We start from the raw sequence: 26289 nt of genomic DNA, 5'->3' as shown, positions 1-26289 counted from the left end.
CTTTCCTTGAAATCCTTATTCGCCATCCAGTAACGAAATGACCATATCCTGCGCGGCTTGTGATTTAGTGAGAGAGGTCATGCCTTTTTCATCAGTCAGCCCTTCAATGATCTGTCCATCATCCAGTGTGATTTTATATTTCTGGGAAGCCAGTGGCTTGCCGTTGAGCGGATGAGTAACGACAAATCCTTCATTGAACTGTTCGGGCTCGAACGATTTCATCGCACTCTGCATGCTGGCCGAGCCTTGCTTGACGATGCCGCCATTTTTAACCAGCAGTTTCCCCGGCCCGCCAATTTCAACGTTACCGCCTTTCAGTTTGATGTAGGCACCGCCGCAGATCAGAACCAGCTCGTCCTGTGCTGTCACCGTCATTTTTTTGCCACTGGCAATATGCGTATCGTCCGTTGACCAGGTGGTGAATTTCCCGCCCTGCGCCTGAACGTCAATGTCGCCTTTGGCGGCAAATATTTTGGTTCCCTGACGGCTGTAGAGGCTGATCTGATCACCGGCGGCGACGGTGAATTTCTTCGTCGCGCCGATATCCACCTGCTTACCGGCGGTCAGCGTCAGGCTGTCTTCCGCGTACAATTGCATACTGTCCCCGCTGACAATACCGACGCCTTTTGGTGCGCTTAAAAGCAAAACGGCTTGCTGAAGTTTGTCGAGTTTCTGCTGTAACAGCGTCTGTTGCCGGTCGATATCCGCCGCTAATGCCTGGGCCTGTTGAGCACTGGCCGACAGGCTCTGCATTTCTACCATCGCACTGGAAAGAAGTGCTTTGGCCTGTTGCATGTCCAGTTGCTGACCTCCGGCTGACGCCTGCACGTCGGCGGTAATAAACACCCCTTTGCCGCCACGAACGGCCACCCAGTCGTCGGTGCGCAGTTCGGCGCCGTGACCGCGGTCTTTGCGCTTGTCATCGACCAGCGCCCCCAGGTTCAGCTGGCTTTTGCCGCTGGCCGGTGTGGAAAGCTTGATGTGTTCTTTGCCTCGTGAATCATCAAGTCTTAACTTATTTCCAGAAGGAGTGCGTATGACGTTCCGCTTATAATTCGGTAACGCCACATGATCCGGGTGCGTTGAATCATGCAGCGCACAGGCGATATAAGGCCGGTCAACGTCGCCATTTTCGAAGGCAATCGCCACGCCGGTGGAATCCAGCAGCGGCATATGGAAGCCGCAGGTATCACCGGAATACGGTTTGGCCAGACGCAGCCAGCAGCTCTCAAAGCCTTTCTGCCATTCGGTACGGTCGAAACCAAACTGGGCGCGGTACAAACCGTCGGCGTTGATGTGGGCGTAAGGTTCGTCCGGATGCGCGCTGGAGATGCGGGCAGGCAGCGTGCCGGTGACGGTCGGCCACGGCAACAACGCAGGGCGGTACGGATGCTGAGTATTACGCGGAACCGCGGTGAAGGTGACGAAGTACGCCGTATCGCGGGCGACGTTTTTAGAGTTGGTGGAAACTATCAGGAGACCGTCCGGCGCTTCCGGCCAGTCTTTGCCGGGTGTGGTGATGACCATCCCCGGACGCAGCGTCATGCAGTTAGATTTGCCCTCAAAGGTGATTTGCTCACTGAGGTAACGTTCCTGACGGCGTCTGGCGTACCACATGCCCTGTCCGGGCTCGTTGCTGAATTCCTTGCCCGGCTCAGGATAGTACTCACCCCAGCGGTAATCTTCGGCGACCAGCGCCGGATAATCGGGATTGGTCTGCGTCGTGCCGGTCATATCGCTTTGCGCAGCGGGGTAATAGTCGTCGTTAACCGTGACTGACTTCGGAATGGCCTTGCGGCTGACCGACATCTCCCAGACTGATTCCAGGCCGCCGTCAAAAAGTCCCGCCGGGTTGCGAAACGGGATCTCAACCGGTTCCGGCCAGGCGTAAGAATGGTCGGCCAGGACCATGACGTCGCAGTTGTTCTCTTCGTCATATTCGAAGAAGTACGAGATGCCGCTGTCTGCCAGGCGTCGCGCAATATGGGCGTATTCGCTTTCACCGAACTGCATCATGAATTTTTTCAGCGGGTACTGGTCATTGAGCGCAAACCGAAAATCCAGCCGGTCCATGTTGTAACGCAGGAAGGTGTTTTCGGTCATGCTGATGATGCTGTCGTTCTGGTAAATCGCGTTATTGCTGCCCTGATTTAAGCGGGTGACGCGGTGCTCCAGCGTGGCGACGTAACGGGTTTCATCAGCAGAAGTGCTGCACTGGCGGAACTGCGTGATCACACCGGGAATAATGCGAGGCTTTACAGACTCCCACGGCTTACCGTCGGGGTACATCAGGAACAGCGCGGAATAATTGATGATGTGCCGGGCGGGAATATCTTTCACCGTGCTGGTAAACGCTATCTCATAGCGCAGAATATCGCTGATGGCCTCGCTGCCGCTGAATTTGAGCACAGAAATATCGACGCCGGGCTGCTGAGATTCCAGCCGTATTAATCTTAACTGATAATGGTTGTGGACCGGTAATTTACTGCCTGCAAGAATGTAATCCTGAATGCTCATCGTTTAATTCCCTTTGACACAACGCAGCATATGGCCGGTTAATCGACACCCTGTTTACTGGTTATGAAATGAATCCATTGTGTTAAATCATTAGCGGCATGAATGAAAATATAATTTGACTTAAGTTAAATTTAAAGATCGCGCAAGTCTACTTAAAAATCCCAAAAACAGAAGTGATGTATGTTCAATAATTAAAAATAATGGCTCTGGCAAGTATGCCTGAAGGCTATGATTTGTATTGCCGGGTTTTTATAATCATTTTCTTCTTATTAATTCAGGTTATTCATCTCGTTAACATAATGCCAGATAAGTGCCGGCGCAGCGGCTCAGAATTGAACGGTAGTGTATGAGTGGATTGAGGGATGTAGTTCAGGGTTGACAGAATGGTGGAAGCTGTTTAATTTCGTTGATACTATCAACTAACAGGGTTAAAAATGACGGCCATTCATTCGATTCGCACCGAGCTGCGTTACCTTGTCAGGGAGCTCGGGTTGCTGGATAAAAACTGTTTTCGCTCGGGTTTATCTCTTACGCAGGCGCATCTGCTGACCTATCTTTCAAAGAACGGCGTGACGTCTTTTGCTGAGTTATGCCTGCAACTGAGCATGGATAAGGCCTCGCTAAGCCGTACGCTGAACGTGCTGGCCGGAAAAAATTATGTTGAACCGGTCACCGGAGAGAGAGACAAGCGGCAAAAAAGTTTTCAGCTGACGACGGCAGGTGCGCAGTGTTTAGCCGCGGCTGATGCTTCGGCGGATAATGAATTTTCATTTGTTCAAAATGCAATGGAATTACAGCAAGCGCAGGAAATAATTAATGGGTTACGTGCGTTGAGAATAAATACTTTCCGGCGGAATGCCGCACGTCATCCGCAAAGAATACAAATTGAAATTATGCGCAGTAATTACCTTCCCGAAGTGACAAAACTCTTAATGGAGACTTTTTCGCAGGAACAGAATATTCCGCAGGCGCTTATTCTGTTACCCGCAGAGCTTAAAACTAAATGCTGGATAGTTCGCTCGGGAGAATATGTTCTGGGCACTGTCGCCTGCTGGCAGGAAAATAACGAATGGCACTGGGGAAGGTTTGCCGTTAATCCTTGTTATCGCGGGATGGGCATCGGCAGGCAACTGGCGCGGGTTTCCCTGACGGAGATGCTTGAAGAAACAGATAACGTGATAATGGAGGCGCGGGATTCCACGGTCAGGATCATCAGCGAGCTGGGTGGAAAAATCACCGGGCCCACCCGTGATTTCTACGGCATGCCCATCACCCCGATGCATCTGAAAAAAGAAGATTTTGAGCACGTAACAGAACAGCGAAAAAATACACGCCTGACCGGAGATTGTCATGAGGCGAAATTGAGTCCGGCCGGTCATCAGGGCGGCAGTACCGTCAGATTGGCGCGAAAATAATGATTCAGGTAACAGTTCAGCCAGCCCTGACGGTTTTTTTCCAGCGCAAACTGCTCATCGTCACCGCCATCACGGACAGCAGCGCCAGCGCACCGGCAGGCGCGAGCACACTCCACGGGGCGCGTTCAATATACGGCATCCCTTCCGCCAGCACGCGTCCCCATTCCGGGGCGGGCGGGGATTCGCCAAGCCCGAGAAAACCTAATGATGCCAGCGCCAGCGCGATGCCCGGTAAACGCAGCAGGGCGTGGCGCAACAGCGGACCTGCCAGCGCAGGAAACACATAAAATACATTACGGCGCAATGCACCCACGCCAATGACCGCAAGCATCTGCATGTATGGCCTTGCGCGGATTTCGGCCACCAGCGCGGCGGTATGTGCTGCCAGCGGCGCCCAGCTTACGGCGGTGACGGCAATCGCCGCGCCGGTGGCGGTTGGGCCATTGATGGCAGCGATCACCAGCCCGGCAATGACCGGCGGCAGTGCGTTAGTGACTTCAATCGGGCCGGTCATAGCACGGGGAAAAGCACCGGTAATCACGCCTGCGAGCAGGCAAATCAGTGAAACACTCAGTGCCTGCAAACAGGTGCTGAATGTGCCACGCGCCACGCGGGCGAGAAGGTCACGACCCATCGCGTCAGCGCCAAACGGCAAAGCGAAAGAGGGGGATTGCAGGCGCAAATACTCTGATGTCAGCGGGTCGCGCGGCAAACCGGCGAGAACCATAACGACCAGAACGCTCAGACAAAGCCACGGCAGCCATGCCCGCTGTTTCTCGGGCGTGGCATCGGGTTGCGGAACCGGCACCGCACCCAATGACAACGCACGTCCCAGTAATATCCGCCGCATGCCGCCCGTCAGCATGCCGATGGCGGAGGCCAGCAGCAGCAGGATCAGCACGCCGGTTTGTAACGCCGGTAAATCTCCCGCCGCCGCCGCGCCCAGCGTAGCGCGCCCCAGGCCGGGGATGGCGAAGACTTTTTCCACCGCGATTGCACCGCCGGTCAGCGACACCAGCACCAGTCCGGTTAACGGCATTACCCCGGGCAATGCGCGGCGGATAATGGCCAGTGCGGTATGGCGGCGCGAAATGCCCAGCACGCTCCAGGTGGTCAGCCAGCTTTCATTAAAGACACCGCTGAGGGCATCGGAATACAGCCGCCCGAGATAGCCACCCGCCGGAATGCCCAGCGCCAGCGCAGGCAGCACAGCGTAATACCAGCCGGACCAGCCATAAGGCGGGAAAAATTTCAGCCAGACAGCGCCGGTAATCAGCAGCACCGACGCCAGTAAAAACTCGGGCAGCGCGGTCAGCAGTGCGGCCAGAAAACCGGCCGGGCGTGCCGTGCCGCCCTGCAAGCCACGAATCATCGTGCCCGCGCATAACAGCAGTGCAATCAGAAACGCCACGCCAGCGGAAACCGCCATCAGCGTCAGTGAAACGCCGGTGGCCCGCAACATGCCGGGTAAAACCGGCATGCCGGATACCCAGGAAATTCCCGCGGCACCCCGCAACAAACCGGCCAGCCAGTGGGTCAGTGCATGCCACGGCCCCTGATCTAACCCCAGAGTAAGGCGGATCGCATTGAGCGTTTCTGCCGTGGCTTCCTGCTCACCGGATTTTGCGCGCAGCAAGGTCAGTGCCGGATCACTGCCCGACAGCCACGGCAACAGGCCGATCAATACCACGATGGCGGCCAGCGTCAGCAAGCGCGAAATCAGCGGTATCCACGCGCCGCCGGTCTGGCTCATGCGAACACGGCTGACGGCCATGCAGGTGCGGCAATACAGAGATTCACTCATCAGTCGGCCTGAACCGCACGTTGTGTTGCGGCATTGATTAATGTGCGTTCACGCGGGTCGCGCACTGCATCACGAATATCCGCTGCTTCGCCCTGAATCACCCGTTCATGCAACATTGGAATGGCGGCATCCGTGGCGAGGATCAGGTTTTCAGCCTGCATGATCGCCTGGCGGCGTTCAGCGCCAGCCGGAATAACGGCAGCCTTTTGCAGCGCCTGATCGATGTCAGGGCGGCAAAGCTGCGCAATGTTAAACGACCCTTTGCAGGCAAAATCGCTGTACATATAGGCCACCGGGTCGCCGGAATCCAGCACCGTCGCACGGGATAAAATAAAGGCATCGAACTTGCCTGCCAGCGCGTCAGATTCGATTTGTGAGTATTCGCGCACTACCTGTTTCACGGTAAAACCGGCGGCCTTCAGTTGTTGCGCAAGATACACCGCCACCTCCGGCAGTTCAGCGCGGTCACTGAATGTCGCTAACGTGATGGTTTCACCGGCCGGTTTACGGGCAGCTACCGGATGGCTCACCGGCTGGCGCAGTTGTGCTGCCCAGGGGAGTGCCGGGCCGAGCAGACCCTGCGCCACATCTGCGCGTTTTTCGTAGACATTATCCACCAGTTGCTGACGGTTAATCGCCTCGCGAACGGCGGCACGCAGCGCCGGATCCTGCATGACGCCGAGGCGCGTATTGAGATACAGCGTGTTGGTGCGCGGCATCGGCACCTCGTGGATTAAGTTCTGATCGAGCAGCGGGGCCTGAGACACGGGAATGGCTTCGACAATATCCGCCGTGCCGCTGCGTAATGCCGCGCCGCGTGCGGTGCCGTCCGGCACGAAACTGACATCAATGCCGCTGGCTTTGGCCTTTTCGCCCCAGTAACCGGCGAAACGTTCAAGCCGGGCGCTGCTGGTGCCATTCACCTGCACCAGTTCAAACGGGCCGGAACCGGTATGGCGTGGATCGACCACGCCGCTGGCGCTGTAGGCTTTTTGTGAAAGAATCGCCAGTTGCGGGCTGGACAGACGCTGCGGCAGCAACGGATCCGGCAGTGCGGTGGTCACAATCACCGCCAGTGCGCCGTCAGCCACGGCGGTCAGTTGCACGCCATCCAGAATGCGCGGTTTCGGCGCGGCATGTGCGGCGACGGTCAGTGCATTCACCACTGTGGCGGCATCAAGCGGGCTGCCGTCGTGGAATTTCACACCGGCACGCAGCGCGAAACGCCAGCTGTTATTACCGATTTGCTGCCAGCGGATGGCCAGCGCCGGTTGCGCTTCGCCGAGCTTATCGAGCGTCACCAGCGTCTCTGCTGTACTCCAGCGTGAGAGTTTAAATGCATCGTCGCTGAGCGGCGTCAGGCCGGAACGCGGCGGCTGTAACATCGCCAGCCGCAGGCGTTGATCCGCGCTTTTTTCGGGGGTTTTATCGGCTTCACTGAAGCAACCGGTCAGTAAAAGGGCAGCAGAAAGCAGCCCGGCCAGCGGGCTTACACGTAACAGAGACATCAGAAGTTCCTTGTCAGATTGCAGGAGGGGGCAACTGGCGGCAGATTCGCCACATCGCCAGCGCGCTTAAAAAGGGAACGGCGGCCAGCGCCAGCCACGGAATCACTGCGCCCGGAGACGGTGTCAGGGCGTTATCGAGCAGGCCGCCGAGCAGGAAATTGCCCGCGAGCACCGCAGCGCCGCCCATCGACGACAGCGCACCATAATGCGCACCGAGATTATGTTGCCCGGCAAAGCGCGGAATGAGATCCATCCCGACCGGCACAATCAGCATCTGGCCGACAGTCAGCAGGGTAATCAGTAATACGGAAGGCAGCAGCCGCAGCCAGCCTTCCGGCGGTATTGTCCAGGCGAAAAGCGCCACGGCGATAAACGCGGAAGACAGCAATCCGAAGCCCGCAGGTAAAATCCGCGCCGCGCCTATCCGGCGGGAAAAACGCGCCAGCGGCATTTGCAGAACGATCACCAGCACCGAGGCCAGCACGAACAGCGGCCCGAGGTCCTGCTCGCTGCCGCTCGAACGGCGCAGCTCCACCGGCAGCGCCAGATACAACTGGTTGTAGCTGAACAGATAAGCGCTGTAGGCAATAATAAAGGCCACAAAACGCGGCTGACGGAAGGTCTGCCACCACGGCACAATTTTCAGTTCAGCGGCACGTTCCGGCGTGGCGGGCAGCGTGAAAAACAACACCACCAGCGCAATCAGAAACAGACCGGAACCGGCGAGCGCCACCGGCTGAAAACCGTAACCGGACAGCAGCGATCCGAGCAATGGCCCCAGCACCGCACCCAGTTCCGCGCAGACCGCCGAGAGCGCGAACCATTCTGCCCGGCTGCGTTTTCCGGCTTTCTCGCTGTGCGTTCCTGCCTGTGCCAGCAGCGCTTCGATCGAAGGGGAAAACAGTGCGCCGCCGATGCCAGTCAGACAGGCGCCGAGAATCACCGGTGCCAGTGTGTCGGAAAGCCCGAGCAGCAGAAAACCGGCGATACGCACCACGCAGCCCAGCAGAATGATGACCCGTGCGCCGTAGCGGTCAGACAGTGCCCCGCCGAGCAAAAACATGCCCTGTTGCGAGAATGTCCGCAAACCCAGCACCAGCCCGATCGCCCAGCCGGAAAGCAATAAATCGTCGCGCAGAAAAATCGCCAGGAACGGCACGACGGCATAAAAGCCAATGTTAAATACCAGATTGCTGGCGAGCAGCAGCGGTGGTTTTGGCGCAGAAGCGCGGGCAATGGAACGGGTCAGCATCCGGTTATCCGTTAACGGTCAAAGGTAAATGAGGAATGGCCTGCAGCAGTTGCCGGGTATGCGTATGGTCCGGGGTGCGCAAAATATCCTGTGTGGCGCGGTCTTCCACAATTTTGCAGCCGTGCATTACCAGCAACCGGTCGCATAGCCCGGCCACCATCGAGATATCGTGCGTGACCATCAGCAGGCCCATGCCATTTTGCTGCGTCACCTGTTGGAGCAGTTGTTTGATCTGCCCGCGCAGGGGAAGATCCAGCCCGCTCACCGGCTCGTCGGCCACCAGAACTTGCGGGCGGATCGCCAGCGCACGGGCAATCGCTAGCCGCTGCGCCTGCCCGCCGGAGAGTCCGGCTGCCGTACGCCCTATCAACGTTTCGTTCAGGCAGACCTGCGCCATCACGTCAGTCACGCGCAGACGGATATTGCCGCTAAACCCGAGGCGTTTCAGCGGTTCGGCAATAATCTGATAAACGGTCTGAGCCGGTGGCAGCGAACCGGCCGGATCCTGCGGAATGTACTGCACGCGCTGCCGGTATGCGCGCAGAGACCGTGCAGAGCCGGGGCGAATTTTAACACCGGCGCAATATACTTCACCGCTGTCGGGAGATTCAAGCGCCAGCAAGATTTTCAGCAGGGAGGATTTTCCGCAGCCGGACGCGCCGACCAGCCCGAGTGTTTCGTGGGGGCCGATACGCAGCGACAGATGCTCAAAAAGCGCAGCGTGCTGCCTGCGCCAGCCGGACCGCTGCAGGGCGAGATGGCGGCTGACGTTATGCAGATGCAGAAACGGTTCGGTGGCCAGATGCAGTGAAGATTCCATCAGACAGCAACCCCGCTCCGCGCCGCGGCATTCTGATGCAGCGCGGCGGCCTGTCTCGCAGCGTGAACCAGTTTTCTGGAATAAGGATGTTGCGGATGACGGAGTAACTGCGCCATACCGGCAGATTCCACCAGCACGCCGTTTTCCATTACCAGTGCGCGCTCGCATAGCTGCGCGGCGACGGCAATATCATGGGTGATAAACAGCAGCGCCCGGGGTGATTGCGGGCGGGTGCAGGCGTTATGCATGACCTGTAAAACCTGTTGCTGGGTCAGCACGTCGAGCGCGGTGGTCGGTTCATCCGCCACCAGCAGCGAAGAAGAGGATTGCATCGCCAGCGCCAGGCACAAACGCTGGCGCTGGCCGCCGGAAAGCTCCGCCGGATAACGGGTGGAAAATTGTGCAATATCGCCCAGCCCGACGGCATCCAGCATCGTGCAGATTTCGTCTTCGCTGGCGGCGGGCAGGGCGAGACGTAGCTGTTTTCCGAGCGTCATCAGCGGGTTCAGTGCGGTGGAAGAATCCTGAAAAACCGTGGCGACGCGGCTGGCAGCACAACGTGAAACCGGATGTATGCCGCGCACTTCGACGCTATTCACCCGAATGCTGCCGCCGTGTATCGCGCCCGCAGGCGGCGTGCCGGTGATGGCTTTGGCAGTCAGTGATTTACCGGAGCCGGAAGCACCAAGCAGACACACCCGTTCGCCCGCACTGACGCTGAAACTCAGTCCGCTAACGCGTTCTTCACCTGCGAGCCGCACTGTCAGCCCTTCCACCGCGAGAACCGGTTCAGTATTTTGCGTCCTGTTGTATGTCATTCCCTAAACCTGTTCATCGCTGCGACTGTTTTGATATGTGATAACATAACAAAATGTGTCAATTTAATGCAAAAGGTTTTGTGATTTTCTCTGTGCTATTTGCCGGTGCAACTGTGTGCAGCACCCTTTCAGGCAGCGAAATGATGAGTTCGCCGCTGTCGTAGCCGGGACATGATGAAGCAAAGCTGGCAGGAACAATCAGATGATGCGAGATGAATTAACATCTCTCATCATCCTCATGTGACGACATTGAATATCTATTTGATCTGCGAGAAGTGCGGGGAACGCCAGTGCAATTTAGGGGTTAAAAAGCATTGTGGCTGTGCGATGGGGTGTTCATTCATCAGATCACTGATCATGCTGAAGCAGTGCATGGCCAGCTCCCCGCAGTCCTGAGCGACGGTATCAATTTTCACGGACAGCGAGTCGTAAAGATAGTGATCGTCAAAACTGCAAAGATGGATATCACTCTCAAGCAATTGATGCTGACTCATATAGCGCAGAACCCCTTCCATCAAACCGCAGGAGGCCACGAAAAGCGCTTTGGGTGGACGCCCAAGCCGGGCACACAGCTGCGCAAACATTTCGTAGCCGGAGCTCGGGTGGTAGTTGCCGTACACAATCCAGTCGGGGTCGAGACTGACACCTGCCCGCTGCAGGCCAAGCTGATAGCCTGCGAGGCGATCGCGGGTCGGAGAAATTCGCGGCTGGCCGCCGATAAAATAAAACTCGTCCCGCTGAATTTTCGCTATCCGCGAAACCAGTTCTGCTGAAGATTCGATGGCTTCACAGACAACAATAGGGAGCTGCGTGTCCTGCATATGACGGTCAAACAAAACGACGGGGACTTGCTGGCTGATTTTTACGTATTCCGCATCGCTGAGCATGCTGGACGCCACAATCAGGCCATCGACCTGACGCTGGATGAGATTATTGACCACCATGGTTTCCTGGCTGGTATTTTCATCCGTACAGGCAATCAGCAGCTGCATGCCGTTCTCACGACACAGTGTTTCAAGTTCGTTAGAACAGGCAGCAAAACCGTAGTTGGTCATTTCCGGCACCACCAGCCCCAGGGTGAAACTGCGGCTGACATTCAGCGAACGGGCGTGAATGCTCGGCTGATAATGATGTTCAGCCGCCACGGCGAGCACCCGATCCCGGGTAGGATCGGAGATACGAAACTTCTTGCTGTGCCCGTTGAGTACCTGGCTGGCAGTCGATTTCGATACGCCAGCCAGTTCGGCTATGCCACTGATAGTGATGCGTTTGGTCTTTTTCACTGCGCCATATTCTGTTGTCCGGAAAGACATTTATTCTATCACGCATTCCGCCAACGACCAGTGGCGCAGCGTAATCTGATGAGAACCCTGCAAGTTCAATTGTGCTGGTAAAACAGGGAAATAGCGTGCGGACATCACCGCTTCTCCGTCATTAATGAAAATTTCAAGGCTCGATGCATCGCTTAATACCGTCAGCTTACGTAACTGCCCCTGCCAGACACGATGTTCAGGCACACCCGTACGTCGGTTTTTACGGCTTAAACGCAGCCATTCTCCGTCGAAGCTGAGGGTCATATCACCACCAAAATCGGCGATGAAGGGGTGCTCAGTGACAATCTCTGTCTCGGCGTGGGTGATGTCCAGAGGCAGGCAATAGTCCGCAATCCCTTGCCATGTCTGCTCGTCACGACGAAGTTGTTGCAGTTCACGGGCCGGTTTCTGGATGATTTTTCCCGCGACCAGTGTCAGTTCGCGCGGGCAGGTCAGGGTATGCAGCCAGCCGTTTTGTATCGTTGGCTGGAAAAATTCATCGCCGTCCGGGATCCCCATCCACCCAATCAGCAGCCGTCGCCCGTCATCCGTTTGCGTGGTTTGCGGTGCATAAAATTCGAACCCCAGATCCAGCTCAGCGAAATCGCCGTGCGTAAACGTGGTATTGGCGTAATCCAGTTGTCCGACAAAATAACCCGACTGGAATGTATTCAGATAACGGTCAGATTCCGCCGCTAAACCTTGCGGGCAGCAAATCAGAATGTCGTTTTCGGCCAGCCGGAATAAGTCCGGGCACTCCCACATGAAACCGAACTCACCCAGCCCGTGTAAACCTGAACCGGCAATTTCGCCGAGCAGATCCCACGCGGATAAATCGTCAGATCGCAGCAATAACACTTTGCCCTGAAGGCTGAGATCCTGAGCGCCCAGCACCATGTACCAGTGTTTGTCATGCCACCAGACTTTCGGATCACGCACATGTCCGGTATAGCCTTGCGGCAGGTTGAATACCGGCCCGGTTTTATCAAACTCACCCTCAGCATTTTCGCGCGCCAGACACTGAAACGCCGTGCGGCTGCCATCGGGATATTTCACGTTGCCGGTGTAAATCAGCGTCAGTTGGCCGTTGTCTGTTACGGCTGAGCCGGAATAACAGCCGTGGGTTTCGTATTCTTCTGACGGCGCCAGCGCCAGTGGTTCATGCTGCCAGTGAAGTAAATCTGCTGAACTCCAGTGCCCCCAGAACTTGGCACCGTGCGCGCAGGCCAGCGGGTTCCATTGATAGAACAAATGGAATCGACCGTTATGCTGGATAAAGCCATTAGGGTCATTGAGCAGCCCGACCGGCGGCGCGAGATGCCAGCCGGGTCGATAAGGATCTGCCGCCGCTCTGACCTGACCGGCCACCACACTGCGCAGCGCTTTTTTCAGCAAACTGACTTCTGTCATTTTTCACTCTCCGTGTTGTATTTCAGCAGCAATGACAACAGGAATGCGCTGCCGAAGGCAATCACCAGACCAATCAGGTAGCTGAGAATCGAACTGGACTGCACGATGGCCAGCCCCGGAATACCGGTCAGGCCAACCGCCGTCATATTGACGTGCATCGCAACCACCCAGGCGCCGCCAAGCGCACCGCCGACCAGAGCGGCGAGAAACGGTTTCATGAAGCGCAGGTTGATACCAAAAATTGCCGCTTCCGTTATGCCCAACATCGCGGAGAATGCTGAAGGCACGGCAATGGCTTTAATTTTCGCATCACGCGTTTTGAAATAGACCGCAAGACAGGCTCCTCCCTGTGCAACATTCGCCATCGACCAGATAGGCAGCAGGAAATTCACCCCGATATTCGGGTTCCCCAGCAAACCGGCCTCAATCGCATGGAAGCTGTGGTGAATACCGGTGATCACGATAACCGAATACAATCCGCCAAACACCAGACCTGCCACCCAACCGGCATGGGTAATTAACGTGCTGAGAATAAAGGAGATACCGTCCCCGAGCGCACGACCCGCAGGGCCGATGATCAGGAAAGCGATAAAACCGGAAATGATGACCGTCAGGAAAGGCGTCAGGATCAGATCCAGTGCATCAGGGATCACTTTGCGCAGACGTTTTTCGATGAAGCTCATAAACCAGACCGCCAGCAAAACCGGGAATACCGTGCCCTGATAACCGATCATCGCAATTTCGATACCAAAGAAATTCATGGTATGGAAACCACTGGCAACGCCCCAGGCGTTAGTCAGTGCCGGGTGAGTCAGAATGCCGCCCAGTGTTGCACCCAGGAACGGATTACCGCCAAATTCGCGTGCGGCAGTGAAACCAATCAGGATCGGCAGAATGATAAATGCCGCCGAGCTGAACATATCGAGCATGATAAAAATCGCGCTCTCAGGGTTGGCCCAGCCGTAGGTTTTCACCATGCCGAGCAGCCCCATCAGCAGGCCGGATGCGACAATCGCCGGAATAATCGGCACAAAGATATTCGACAGCACGCGCGCGAGTCGCTGGAAGGGATTGAGTTTTCGCGCCGCAATATCGGCGGCTTCGGATTTGCTCGATTCGCTGATACCGGCCACTTTAATAAACTCGGCGTACACCTTGTTCACCAGTCCCGTACCAAAAATGATCTGAATCTGTCCGGCGTTGCTGAAACAGCCTTTTACGCCTTCCACTTTTTCGATAGCACTTTTGTTGATCAGACTGTCGTCTGCCAGCACCAGGCGCAGACGTGTGGCGCAGTGTGCCGCGCTGGCAATATTGTCCTTCCCACCCAACAGCGGAAGCAGCTCAGTCGCGATTGCATTGATGTTCATAGAATCCCTTAATTTGTCATTACCGTTAACACCCGGTCAGACCGGGTGCTTTTTTTTAAACCAAACCCTGCCGTTTAGAACCAGGTTTCCATCTGGATGCCGAAATTCCACTGTCCGCCCGCTGTAAAGCCATCAGTACCAAATGAATCACTGGAGGAATAACTGTCGAGTTCTTTGCTCCAGTCCATGTAGGTGGCAAAGAAGCGGATTTCAGGGCGGCTCAGCATGTTGCTGATATCGCCCACTTTGAAGGTTGGTGCGAAGGTCAGTTTGTAGAAACCGCCTTTCACTTTGTTGTAATCGCTGTAACCCTGCGGATTGAGATCCATATACTGATAGCTGCCTTCATACGCCAGCTCGAAGTTCTCGGTAATTTGCTGAATCAGCCGGGTGTTGAAGGTCAGCCATTTATAGTCATCGCCGGAGACATAACGGTCTTTGCTCTGCTGAGCCAGAACAGCCGGAGCAATACTCCAGTTTTTGCTGATCGGTGTGATGCCGTAGGTTGCCAGACGCAGTGTACTGGCATCGTCAGTCAGATGTCCGTCAGAGCCCAGTGCTTTCACCTCCGCCCCCAGTCCGTGACCGTAAAGCAGCGCGGTTTTGGATGACCCTTCACGCAGACCATAGAAACTGTCGCCGTGGTACGCCAGCATGGTATGGAAGCCGGTATCCGCCGCATTAGTGATCCCATTTGTGCCGCTATTTTCGCGATCCTGATTGTTTTTGGCACGCAACCCGCTCAGCATCCACTGGAAAGGCCCGGCATAGTTGTTGGCTGTGACAATGTAATTTTCGATGCGGGTATCATCGTTGTTATCGTCTTCAAGATCGTCAAAGTTTCTTCCGTAAAGCGAGAAGTTACTTTTCAGGTTATCTCCCCATTTGACGTCATAGATCCCGCCGCCGGTCCCCGCCAGGAAGATGATGTCGGAATCGAGCCAGTGAATGTCGAAATTATCGCGGTCAAAGCGTTTACCCGCCCACAGCGTGGAATCTTTCCACGGACCGGTGAACGTCGGCAGCGAGCCGAGTTCAACAAAGGCCTGACGGATATTTAAATCGCTGGTCGCGCCGGTCCAGTCGTTGTAGCTGCGCTGACCGTCAGCCAGCATGACTTTGTAGCGGGAAGTCGCGCCGCTGGCCATTGTCTGGTTATGCTCCAGATTCAGCTCGACGTAGGTGTTGTTTTCATTGCCAAGACGCCCGACTGCACCGCCTGTTTGTCCGGCAGGCGTCACGTACGGGCCGCTTTCCGTGGAGGTCGCCGAGTCATTCATGATCACGCCGGAACGGGCATATCCCGTGAATTTAAACCCGCTGTTATCACTGCTGTTTTTATTGTTATCAGCGGCTAACGTTTCAGTGCGTTTAGCCACATCGGCAGTTTGCTGCTGGGTGATTTCAGCCGTCTTCGCCACCTGACGGGTTTGCTGTTCGTTGCTGGCGGTGCGAGTTTCGAGTTGCTTAACCTGCTGTTCTGCCTGCGTAGCACGGGCTTCGGCCTTAGCGGCGCGGCTTTCGGCGAGTTGTAGTCGTTTTTCCATCGCCGCAAAGCGCGCTTCAATCGCACTGGCGGAGATATCGGCACCCTGGGCCGCAGAAGAAAGAATAAGTCCAATAGCAACAGCAAGATAGCGAGGTTTCATCATCATTTTTATCCCTTCAGAGGAAGTTTAATTATTATGGGAAAACCATTTTGCTAAATTGCTAAACTGGTTTTCCTGAGCACAATAAACACCCGTTATGTATTTACGCAACGAAGTTCTGCAGCCTTGTGCTGGATTTGTGATCTTGCTGGCAATTCCATCTCTCGTCCTGAAAATTCATTTGCTCTTGATTAGCTAAACCGGTTCTTCTATTTTATCGACAGACGATTTATCAGGATTTAAAAAAGGAATGAAGATGAATAACCGGATTTGGGTTTTGGGTGACGCCGTGGTGGATCTGATCGCTGAAGAGGATGACCGCTTATTAAAATGCCCGGGCGGGGCACCGGCGAATGTTGCCGTCGGGATCCGCCGCCTCGGGGGAGACAGCGCATTTATCGGACGCGTGGGCGATGACCCTTTCGGGAAGTTCCTGATGAAAACCCTCGCGGATGAGGGGGTGAATATTGACTGTATGTACCTTGACCCTCATCACCGTACCTCCACCGTGGTGGTGGAAAACGATGCTGACGGCGAACGCTCTTTCACGTTTATGGTGCGTCCGGGCGCGGATTTATTCCTCCAGGCCACCGACATTCCGGCTTTCCATCCCGGGGATTTTTTACATTTATGCTCAATCGCGTTATCTGCGGAACCTTCACGTTCCTCCGCCTTTCTGGCAATGGCGAAGATGAAAGCGGCAGGCGGTTATGTCTGTTTTGATCCCAATATCCGGCATGACTTGTGGTCTGATGAGGGACAACTGCGTGAAAATCTTGCCCGTGCCTTGTCGCTGGCTGATGTGATTAAAGTCTCAGAGGATGAGCTGGAATTTCTGACGGGCGAAGCGTTGCTGTCGGAGGGGATGCTGCGTCTGTGTGACCGCTATAATCCCGAGCTGCTGCTGGTCACGCAGGGAAAACTGGGGGTTTCGGTTTACCGGAAAAATAATGCCAGTCTGAATCACTATCCGGCCCGCGAAGTGAAAGCGGTGGATACCACCGGCGCCGGAGATGCTTTTGTCGCCGGATTACTGGCCGGGCTGGCGCAACACTGGCCGCTGACCTCGGAGAGTGTCTGGCAACAGATCATTCATCAGGCACTGGCATGCGGTGCTCTTGCCACCACCGCCAGAGGCGCAATGACCGCATTACCCGACAGCGTTACCTTAAAAGCGTTCTCCTCTCAGGGGTAACCGCGCCCGACGATGTTGCCCGGACCGCAACTGTTCACCCGACGAAAATAATGTAAGTAATCTGTAATCCAACGTCATGTTTTACGAAAATCAAATGTTTGCCGCTGAACCTCCTATATATCCCACAGTCTGTTAGCGAGGTTATTTCTTCTGATAGCAAAATATTTTGTTAACAGGAATTTTTGTTAGTTGAAAAACGGCGAGCACGGATCACATGACAATGAAAAAATTACTCTTAGCGTCGCTGCTGTTCAGCAGTGCCCCGGTTTTTGCTGCCGGCGGGTTTGTCGTAAAAGACATTCACGTCGAAGGATTGCAGCGGGTCACCGTCGGCGCAGCCTTGCTGAGCATCCCCGTGCGCGTGGGCGATACGGTATCCGATGACGATATCAGCCAGACGATCCGTGCCTTGTTTGCGACCGGCAATTTTGACGATGTGAAGGTGCTTGAAGATGGCAACACGCTGATTGTTCAGGTGAAAGAGCGGCCAACGATTGCCAGCATTACGTTCTCGGGCAACAAAGCCATAAAGGACGAGATGTTGCAGCAGAACCTGGAAGCCTCAGGGATCCGCGTCGGGGACGCGCTGGATCGCACCACCATTTCGTCGATTGAAAAGGGACTGGAAGATTTTTATTACAGCGTCGGCAAATACAGCGCGAGTGTAAAAGCGGTGGTGACGCCGTTGCCGCGTAACCGCGTGGACGTGAAACTGGTCTTTACCGAAGGTGTGTCGGCAAAAATTCAACAAATCAATATTGTGGGCAATAAAGCTTTTACCAGTGACGATTTAATCGCCCATTTCCAGCTACGCGATGAGGTGCCGTGGTGGAATGTGATTGGCGATAAAAAATATGAAAAACAAAAACTGTCAGGTGATTTAGAAACACTTCGCAGTTTTTATCTCGACCGCGGTTATGCCCGTTTTAATATTGATTCCACCCAGGTCAGTTTAACGCCGGATAAGAAAGGGATTTATATTACCGTCAATATTGCTGAGGGTGCGCAATATACCGTGTCCGGCGTGGTAGTGACCGGCGACATGGCCGGACATTCTTCCGAAATTGAATCGCTCGCCACCATTCCTGCCGGTGAATTGTATAACGGCGCGAAAGTCACCAAAGTGGAAGGTGACATCAAAAATCTGCTGGGCCGCTACGGCTATGCCTATCCGCATGTCACGACGCAAAGCGACATTAATGAAACGGATAAAACCGTGAAACTGCATATCAGCGTGGATACCGGCAACCGTTATTCGGTGCGCCGCATTCGTTTTGAAGGCAATGACACCTCGAAAGATGAAGTGCTGCGGCGCGAAATGCGCCAGATGGAGGGCGCGTGGCTGGGCAATGATCTGGTGCAGAAGGGCAAAGATCGCCTCAACCGTACCGGCTATTTCGAGTCGGTTGATGTGGATACCCAGCCGGTGCCCGGTTCAGCGGATCAGGTTGATGTGGTGTATAAAGTTAAAGAGCGTAACACCGGCACATTCAACGTGGGCCTGGGTTATGGCACCGACAGCGGCATCAGTTATCAGTTGGGCGTAACGCAGGACAACTGGCTGGGCAGCGGTAATACGGTCAGTTTCAGCGGCACGCGCAACTCCTATCAGACCTATGTCGAAGTCTCGGCCACCAACCCGTATTACACCGTTGATGGCATCAGCCTTGGCGGCAAAGTGTTCTACAACCATTACGACGCGGAAGATAACGATCTGGCGGCGTATAATCTGCAAAGTTACGGCACAGGCGTGAATCTTGGCCTGCCGGTCAGCGAAAACAATACGCTGAATCTGGGGCTGGATTATGTTCACAGTACGCTGAGTGATATGGAACCGCAGGTCGCGGTCTGGCGCTATCTCAATGCCAGCGGCGTACAGCCGGGGCTGGTAACGACGTCCACCAACAGCGATGCTCAACTGAGCACCAATGACTTCTTCGCCAGTGTCGGCTGGGCGTATAACGATCTTAACCGTGGCTTCTTCCCGTCATCCGGCACGCGCGCCAGCCTGGCGGCAAAAGTGACCACGCCTGGCTCGGACGATAGCTATTACAAAATCACCTTTGATGCCAACCATTACATTCCGCTGAGCGACAAATCGGACTGGGTATTGATGGGCCGCGCCAAAGCCGGTTACGCGGCAGGCATTGGCAGCAACGAAGTCCCGTTCTACGACAACTTCTACGCAGGTGGCTCCAGCTCGGTTCGCGGTTTCTCCTCCAACACCATCGGGCCGAAAGCGGCGTATTACAAATGCAGCAGCGCGGACAGCTCGTATTCCACCTGTCCGGTGACCAAATCGACTGATGCGGTGGGCGGTAATGCGATGGCGATTGCCAGCGCGGAACTGTATGTGCCGACGCCGTTCATCAGCGAGAAATACGCCAGTTCAGTGCGTACCTCATTATTTGTCGACTCCGGTACGGTGTGGGATACGAGATGGGAAAATACCTCAGCGACCGAAGCCGCGGGTATTCCGGATTACAGCGACCCGACACATATTCGTGTTTCCAGTGGTATTGCGCTGCAATGGCAATCCCCGCTCGGCCCGCTGGTGTTCTCTTATGCGCAGCCGCTGGTGAAATATGAAGGGGACAGTGCGGAGCAATTCCAGTTTAATATCGGTAAGACGTGGTAATAATAACGCTGTCTTACAAAGTTATTACTTTTTACAGACGCAATGAGAATAGAAAATAAATCTGATTCAATTATAATGCCGGCATGATGTTTATTGAGCAACCCTTAGGGTAAAACATCATGCCATTATAATATTGTTGGAGTTCTTCCTTTTAAGGGCTGCCCCTGTGCGGCCCTTCTTTTTATTCGTTTATCACAGCAGAAATAAGCGATTATTCTGCTTTGTGGTAATTCCCTTGCGCATCGGCACTTTCAAAAATCATTGAAACGGAATTGACACAATGGCGCAGATTCTTCTCAGTTAAATATTCCCCCTCAAAAACATGCCCCAGATGTGCCTTGCAGTTGGCACACACAATTTCTGTTCTGCGGCCATCGGCATCCGGCACACGTTCAACCGCACCCGGAATTTCATCGTCAAAAGCGGGCCAGCCGCAATGGGATTCGAATTTGTGTTCTGAGGAATACAGCGGCGCAGAACATCTTTTACAGACGTAACGGCCCGGTGAAAAGTGGTCGTTATACTCACCGGTATTCGGGCGCTCTGTCCCTTTGTTTTCGATGACAAAACGTTCAAAATCATTCAGTTCTCTGTTCATTATCATTGCTCCTGGCAGGTGACATTGCAGCCTTATAGTGTAGCGCTATATTGGGGCGACATATCAAGCTGCAAGTGCCCTCCTGCCATAGTGTGCTATTTCACGCCGCCGCCCAGCGTCTGCCACAGGGTGATACGGTTTTCAAAATCAGTCTGTTGCAGGGCAATCAGGTCGGTCTGCGCCGACCACAGTGAACGCTGATCGGTAAGCACCGTCAGATAATCGCCCGCACCGGTTTCATAACTGCGGCGCGCCAAATCGTAACTGCGCTGTGCGGCCGCAACATATTGCTGCTGGGCATCCATCTGTTCACTGAGCGTGGCACGGCGGGCGAGGGCGTCCGCCACATCTTTAAAGGCGCTCTGGATGGCTTTTTCATACGCGGCAATCAGCCCCTTTTTCTCCGCTTCAGCGTAGCGCAACTGCGCGGTATTACTGCCGCCGGTAAACAGAGGCAGGCTCAGGCTGGGCGCGAACGACCACACATTGCTGCCGTGGCTGAACAGGTTCGACAGCGAACTGCTGCCGACGCCTGCGCTGGCAGTCAGCGAGAGCGTCGGGAAGAAATTCGCCCGCGCTGCGCCGATATCCGCATTGGCACTTTTCAGATTATGTTCCGCTTCCAGCACGTCCGGGCGGCGCAGTAATACCGACGACGAAATCCCGGCGGGCACCAGTTTGATGGCCTGCGGTGCCAGGCTTTCCAGCGTACCCGGCAACAGATTTTGCGCCACGGTGTCGCCTGCCAGCAGATTCAGGGCGTTGATGTCCTGCGCGACCAGCGTCTGGTAGCTGGCGACACTGGCGCGTGCCTGCTGATAAATCGCCATCGAAGAGCTGACGTCCGGCCCCGAGGCGACTCCTTCCTGTTGCCGCCGTTGCGTAATGCTCAGCGAATCCGCCGCGCTTTTCAGGGTATCCTGCGCCAGTTTCAGATTGCTGTTGTCCGCCGCCAGTGTGATCCACGCGGTGCTGGTTTCTGAAATCAGCGTCAGACGGGTGTTCTGCGCGGTCGATTCACTCGCCAGCCAGGTTTCTTTTGCCGCTGTGCTCAGGCTGCGGTTACGGCCAAACAGGTCGATTTCAAAACTGCTGACCGCACCGTCGGCGGTGGCGCTGCTGCTGACGCCTGCATCCTGCGTCCGGCTGCGGGTTTGTGAAAGCTCAGCATCCAGCGTCGGGAACAGGCTGGCGCGTTGCTCGCCATACAGCGCTTTGGCGGCTTCAATATCAGCAATCGCTTCCTGCAAATCGCGGTTGCTGGTCAGCGCTTTGGCCACCACGGCATTCAGGCGCGCATCGGCCATGATGCCCTGCCAGTCGCTCAGCACCGTGGTAGCCGCTGGCTGTGCGCCCTGCGCAGGCCAGACTGCAGGCACCGGCGCGGGAGGGCGCTGATAATCGGGATCCAGCGAGATACAGCCTGCCAGCAACATGGCCAGCGAAATAATACTCAGACGAAAAATCATGCTGACTCCTGCGCGTCTTTGTGACCGGTGAAGACTTTTTTCACCAGCACGAAGAACAGCGGAACAAAGAAAATAGCCAGTAAGGTGGCGGTCACGGTGCCGCCAATAATGCCGGTACCGATGGCGATGCGGCTGTTAGCCCCTGCGCCGGTCGCGACTGCCAGCGGCATCACCCCGGCGATAAAGGCCAGCGACGTCATCAGGATCGGGCGTAAACGGGTGCGGGCAGCGGAGAGCGCGGCAGCGGTCAGGGTGTTGCCTTGTTTGAGCGCTGCTTCGGCAAACTCAACTATCAGGATGGCGTTTTTCGACGACAGGCCGATGGTAGTCAGCAGCGCCACCTGGAAGTAAACGTCGTTATTCAGGCCACGCAGTTCGGCGGCAAGGGATGCGCCAAGCAGACCGAGCGGGATCACCAGGATCACGGAGAACGGCACGGACCAGCTTTCGTACAGTGCGGCGAGACACAGGAATACCACCAGAATCGAGATGGCATACAGGCTGAGCGCCTGACCGCTGGCGAGCTTTTCCTGCAGAGAGAGTCCGCTCCATGCCCAGGTTGAACCGGCGGGTAATTTATCCGCCAGCGCTTCCATTTTTGCCATCGCCGCGCCGGAACTGTAGCCGTCGGTGTTCTCGCCCTGGATCTCATAGGAAGTTGCTCCGTTATAGCGCGCCAGACTTTCCGGGCCATAGGTCCAGTGGGTGGTGGCGAACGCGGAGAACGGCGTCATGCTGGTACCGTCGCTGCTGCGCACAAACCATTTATTCAGATCCGCCGGTTTGGAACGAAACTCGCTGTCGCCCTGGATATACACTTCCTTGACGCGGCCACGGTCAATGAAATCATTGACGTAAGTGCCGCCCCACGCGCTGCTTAGCGTGGCAGTGACATCGCTGAGCGTCAGCCCGAGCGCCACGGCTTTGTTGTTGTCGATATCCACCTGCAACTGTGGCATTTGTGGCAAATCATTGGCGCGAACCGATTGCAGTTCCGGACTTTTGGCGGCCAGTGCCAGCAGTTCGGTGCGCAGTTTGAGTAAGTCCGCGCGGCTGGTGCCGCCGGTAGCCATCAGCTCAAAGGTGAAACCGTTGCTTTGCCCGAGCCCGTCCACGGAAGGCGGCGTCATGGCGATGACTTTTGCGTCGCGGATCACCTCCAGATCCCGCATCGCGCGACCGGCTACCGCCTGCGCGGTGTTTACGGCACCCGGACGTTCATCCCAGTTCTTCAGTGACACAAACGCCATCCCGGCATTCTGACCGCTGCCGCTGAAGTTAAAGCCGGTGATGGTGAATATGACGTTGGTATTGGCTTTCTCTTTGCCGAGGAACCACTCTGTAACACGGGAATTGACGGCTTCGGTACGGTTCGCTGTCGCCCCGGCGGGCAGGGTGTATTGCACCATGACTTCGCCCTGATCTTCAGACGGCAGGAAGCTGGTCGGCAGTTGCCACATCAGCACGCCCATCAGTGCGGCCATGGCGCCGTAAATCAGCGCCATCACCACCGGACGGCGCTGCACATGCGTCACGCCATTTTCGTAGCGTTGTTCAGTACGCGAATACAAACGGTTGAAGCCACCGAAGAAACCACGGGTAGCCTGTGGTTTATGGCGCAGAAACGCGCCGCACAGCGCCGGTGTCAGGGTCAGCGCCACCACCACGGAAAGTATCATGGCGGAAATAATGGTGACGGAGAACTGGCGGTAAATCACGCCGGTTGAGCCGCCGAAAAACGCCATCGGCAGGAACACGGCAGAGAGCACCAGCGCAATCGCCACCAGCGCGCCGGAGATTTCTCCCATCGACTTCTCGGTGGCCTCGCGGGCGGGAAGCCCTTCATCACGCATGATGCGCTCAACGTTTTCCACCACCACGATAGCGTCATCCACCAGCAGGCCGATGGCCAGCACCATCGCGAACAGCGTCAGGGTGTTAATGGAATAGCCGAACAGCGCCAGTACGCCAAACGTGCCGAGCAGTACCACCGGCACCGCCAGCGCGGGGATCAGCGTGGCGCGCAGATTCTGCATAAACAGATACATCACCACGATGACCAGCACGATGGCTTCGATCAGCGTTTTAATGACGTCTTCCACCGACACTTTAATAAATTCGGTGCTGTCTTTCGGATAGGCGACGTCATAGCCTTTCGGCATGCTGCGCTGGTATTCGCTGATGGTGTTTTTCACCAGCGTGGCGGTATCGAGCGCGTTGGCGCCCGGCGATAACATCACCGCCATACCCGCCGCCGGATGACCGTTCAGCTGTGAAGACGCGGTGTAATCTTCGCTGCCCATTTCGACGCGGGCGATATCACTGATGCGCACCACCGCGCCGCCGGTATTGCCTTTAACAATGATGTTACGGAACTGCTCCGGCGTTTGCAGACGTGATTGCGCACGCACCGTGGCGGTCAGTTGTTGTGAAGCGGAAGACGGCAGACCGCCAATTTTACCGGCAGAGATTTGCACGTTTTGCGCTTCGATGGCCGTTTCCACATCTGACGGCATCAGGTCATACGCCGCCAGTTTGGTGGGATCCAGCCAGATGCGCATGGCGTATTCCGCACCAAACACCTGCAAGCTGCCGACGCCGCTGACGCGCGCCAGCGGATCCTGCATATTACTGACCAGCCAGTCGGCGATATCCGAGCTGCTGGTTTTGTCGGTTTTATCGTACACCGCCATGATCAGCAGGAAACTGGACTGCGACTTGGTGACCGTCACCCCGGCTTCCTGCACTTCCGTCGGCAGGCGTGATTCCGCCTGCTGGACTTTGTTCTGCACCTGCACCTGCGCGGTATCGGCATTGGTGCCCTGTTTGAAGGTGACGGTGATATCCACTGACCCGTCGGAACTGCTGCTGGAGCTGAAATACAGCAGATTATCCAGGCCGGTCAGTTGTTGTTCGATGACCTGCGTGACGCTGTTCTCCAGCGTTTCGGCGTTAGCCCCGGAATAGGTGGCTTTGATTTTCACTGAGGGAGGCGCGACGTCCGGATACTGCGCGACCGGCAGCGTGCGGATCGCCATAATCCCGGCCATCATGATCAGAATCGCAATCACCCAGGCAAAAACCGGGCGACGCACAAAGAAGCGGGAGAACATCAGGCGGCTCCTTCTGTGCTTTTCGCAGCGGCGGCGTTATTCACTTCAACCGGTTTCACCGTATCGCCCACCGTGACTTTGTCACTGCCTTCCACCAGCACGCGATCACCCACCTGCAAGCCTTTGACAATCAGCCAGTGGGTACCGGTAGCCTCGCCGGTTTCGATATGACGTTGTTCGACTTTGTTGTCGGCGGTGACCACCAGCGCGGTGGCGTCGCCTTTGGCATCCCGTGTCACACCTTGTTGCGGTGCGAGCACGGCATTTTCGACGACGCCTTCATCCACGTCAGCGCGGATAAACATTCCCGGCAGTAAAACGTGTTGCGGATTCGGGAACACGGCGCGCAGCGTGACCGAACCGGTGGCTTCATCGACCGCCACTTCGGTCAGTTCCAGACGACCTTTTTCGGGGTAGGTTGAACCGTCTTCAAGGGTGAGCGTGACACTTAAAGCATCGCTGTTCGCTGCCAGCGCGCGTTTACGCAGACTGAGCAAATCGGCGCTGGAACGGGTGAGATCCACGTACATTGAATCGAGATTTCGCACCGTCGCCAGCGCGGTGTCCTGCGCGGCAGAGACCAGTGCGCCCGGCGTAACGGAGGAAATGCCGATACGACCGGCAATCGGCGACGTGACCCGCGTCCAGTCGAGATTGATTTCGGCCGATTCCAGTGATGCGGCTTTTCAGCGCGATAAGTATCAATAAGCAGGAGAATCTTAAAGGCATTTTGGTGTCCGTAAATAATAAATAATATAATTAAAGGCAAAGGAGCCCCGGCTGTTTTATCGAAATAAAACAGTCAGGATCCCGTTAAAATTATTTAAAGATGTGCCGTTGTTTATAAATCAGGAATCATAAATCATGAATTTTCTTCGTGACCTCATTAATGTATTTAACCATCTGCTGATATATTTCCGGCGTGACCTCACCGTTATAGGCTTTCGTCCGTACGGTGATTTTTAAATTCTCAATGGCGTAAATTATTTCAGGTGCGGGCGGCGGGTTATTTTCAATCACGCGTTTTTTCATTTTTTCTTCTATGGCGCGGATTTCGTTTCTTCTTGCCGCCAGATATTCAGAACCGGCCGGTGTCATGGAAAACTGTTTTTTCCCGCCTTCTATTTCTGCGGCGGTGGCAAAGCCGTTGTCAACAATATGCGCCAGGATCGGGTAAATCACGCCGGGGCTGGGGATGTACACCCCCATAGAATAGCCTTCGATGGTTTTGATAATTTCGTAGCCATGCACCGGGTTTATCTGGATCAGATGCAACACAAACAGCGCCAGTTCCTGACGGGTGAACAGTTTGCTTTTACGCCGTACAGCAGGTTCGGTTTCGCTCATGATTTTTCTCCTTCGCTGATTGCCGACGACCTCAAGATATATCTTACAAGTTT

The 26289-nt window shown here is 55.5% G+C and carries 17 protein-coding genes and 1 pseudogene; 3 read left to right on the top strand and 15 right to left on the bottom strand.

All coding sequences use genetic code 11. The annotated features are described in order from the left end of the window. Window positions 1-15 precede the first annotated feature (15 nt). A complete protein-coding gene (locus HGO41_RS04740) occupies window positions 16-2517 on the bottom strand; it encodes a type VI secretion system Vgr family protein (protein WP_250980825.1) in 2502 nt (833 codons plus the stop codon). Window positions 2518-2951: 434 nt separating this feature from the next. Here HGO41_RS04740 and HGO41_RS04735 point away from each other — a divergent pair, with 434 nt between their 5' ends. After that, window positions 2952-3932, top strand: coding sequence for a bifunctional helix-turn-helix transcriptional regulator/GNAT family N-acetyltransferase (locus tag HGO41_RS04735; protein ID WP_153375195.1), 981 nt, complete (start codon window positions 2952-2954; stop codon window positions 3930-3932). A 16-nt stretch (window positions 3933-3948) separates the two neighbouring features. On the opposite strand, the gene HGO41_RS04730 is transcribed toward HGO41_RS04735, so the two are convergent. From HGO41_RS04730 to HGO41_RS04690, 9 genes are all read right to left on the bottom strand, one after another. Continuing rightward, a complete protein-coding gene (locus tag HGO41_RS04730; RefSeq protein ID WP_250980824.1) occupies window positions 3949-5736 on the bottom strand; it encodes an ABC transporter permease subunit in 1788 nt (595 codons plus the stop codon). Continuing rightward, entirely contained in the window at window positions 5736-7244 is a 1509-nt protein-coding gene (locus HGO41_RS04725) for an ABC transporter substrate-binding protein (RefSeq protein ID WP_131637417.1), read from the bottom strand. Before HGO41_RS04725 ends, HGO41_RS04730 begins: the two co-directional genes overlap by 1 nt. Before the next feature lie 13 nt (window positions 7245-7257). Beyond that, entirely contained in the window at window positions 7258-8496 is a 1239-nt protein-coding gene (locus HGO41_RS04720) for an MDR family MFS transporter (protein WP_250980823.1), read from the bottom strand. 4 nt (window positions 8497-8500) lie between these two features. Continuing rightward, on the bottom strand, window positions 8501-9316 hold the full coding sequence (locus HGO41_RS04715) for an ABC transporter ATP-binding protein (RefSeq protein WP_250980822.1): 816 nt from the start codon (window positions 9314-9316) through the stop codon (window positions 8501-8503). Continuing rightward, window positions 9316-10134 (bottom strand): ATP-binding cassette domain-containing protein, encoded by an 819-nt coding sequence (locus tag HGO41_RS04710; protein ID WP_217244550.1) that lies wholly within the window; start codon window positions 10132-10134, stop codon window positions 9316-9318. The genes HGO41_RS04715 and HGO41_RS04710 overlap by 1 nt, the downstream gene beginning before the upstream one ends. Before the next feature lie 257 nt (window positions 10135-10391). Further along, window positions 10392-11447, bottom strand: coding sequence for a LacI family DNA-binding transcriptional regulator (locus HGO41_RS04705; RefSeq protein ID WP_013578075.1), 1056 nt, complete (start codon window positions 11445-11447; stop codon window positions 10392-10394). Next, the gene (locus HGO41_RS04700; RefSeq protein WP_250980821.1) at window positions 11448-12857 is read right to left on the bottom strand and encodes a sucrose-6-phosphate hydrolase; all 1410 of its coding nucleotides are present in this window, start codon (window positions 12855-12857) and stop codon (window positions 11448-11450) included. It lies immediately after the preceding gene. After that, the gene (locus HGO41_RS04695; protein ID WP_013578077.1) at window positions 12854-14227 is read right to left on the bottom strand and encodes a sucrose-specific PTS transporter subunit IIBC; all 1374 of its coding nucleotides are present in this window, start codon (window positions 14225-14227) and stop codon (window positions 12854-12856) included. Before HGO41_RS04695 ends, HGO41_RS04700 begins: the two co-directional genes overlap by 4 nt. Before the next feature lie 74 nt (window positions 14228-14301). Next, the gene (locus tag HGO41_RS04690; RefSeq protein ID WP_119262343.1) at window positions 14302-15882 is read right to left on the bottom strand and encodes a carbohydrate porin; all 1581 of its coding nucleotides are present in this window, start codon (window positions 15880-15882) and stop codon (window positions 14302-14304) included. Window positions 15883-16132: 250 nt separating this feature from the next. Between HGO41_RS04690 and cscK the strand changes: the two genes are divergently transcribed. Beyond that, window positions 16133-17071, top strand: coding sequence for a fructokinase (gene cscK, locus HGO41_RS04685; RefSeq protein ID WP_241917394.1), 939 nt, complete (start codon window positions 16133-16135; stop codon window positions 17069-17071). Window positions 17072-17285: 214 nt separating this feature from the next. Further along, a complete protein-coding gene (bamA, locus tag HGO41_RS04680) occupies window positions 17286-19709 on the top strand; it encodes an outer membrane protein assembly factor BamA (protein ID WP_250980820.1) in 2424 nt (807 codons plus the stop codon). Window positions 19710-19920: 211 nt separating this feature from the next. On the opposite strand, the gene HGO41_RS04675 is transcribed toward bamA, so the two are convergent. The 5 genes and pseudogenes from HGO41_RS04675 to HGO41_RS04655 all read right to left on the bottom strand — a co-directional run bounded on the left by HGO41_RS04675 (window position 19921) and on the right by HGO41_RS04655 (window position 26236). Next, window positions 19921-20307 (bottom strand): methionine-R-sulfoxide reductase, encoded by a 387-nt coding sequence (locus tag HGO41_RS04675; RefSeq protein ID WP_013578081.1) that lies wholly within the window; start codon window positions 20305-20307, stop codon window positions 19921-19923. Between the two features lie 95 nt (window positions 20308-20402). Continuing rightward, the gene (locus tag HGO41_RS04670) at window positions 20403-21773 is read right to left on the bottom strand and encodes an efflux transporter outer membrane subunit (protein WP_250980836.1); all 1371 of its coding nucleotides are present in this window, start codon (window positions 21771-21773) and stop codon (window positions 20403-20405) included. Continuing rightward, complete coding sequence (locus tag HGO41_RS04665) at window positions 21773-24889, bottom strand: efflux RND transporter permease subunit (RefSeq protein ID WP_250980819.1); 3117 nt, start codon at window positions 24887-24889, stop codon at window positions 21773-21775. Before HGO41_RS04665 ends, HGO41_RS04670 begins: the two co-directional genes overlap by 1 nt. Then, window positions 24889-25575 (bottom strand): annotated as a pseudogene (locus HGO41_RS04660) (efflux RND transporter periplasmic adaptor subunit); the annotation flags it as partial. The gene HGO41_RS04665 and the pseudogene HGO41_RS04660, both read right to left, overlap by 1 nt. A 169-nt stretch (window positions 25576-25744) precedes the next feature. After that, window positions 25745-26236 (bottom strand): PadR family transcriptional regulator, encoded by a 492-nt coding sequence (locus HGO41_RS04655; protein WP_013578085.1) that lies wholly within the window; start codon window positions 26234-26236, stop codon window positions 25745-25747. Window positions 26237-26289: the final 53 nt, after the last annotated feature.

It is taken from the genome of Rahnella sp. CG8 (genome assembly GCF_023701875.1).
In the GTDB taxonomy this organism is placed as follows: domain Bacteria; phylum Pseudomonadota; class Gammaproteobacteria; order Enterobacterales; family Enterobacteriaceae; genus Rahnella; species Rahnella aceris.
The sequence above is the reverse complement of the archived record's forward strand: the minus strand, read 5'-3'. Positions and strand labels throughout refer to the sequence as shown.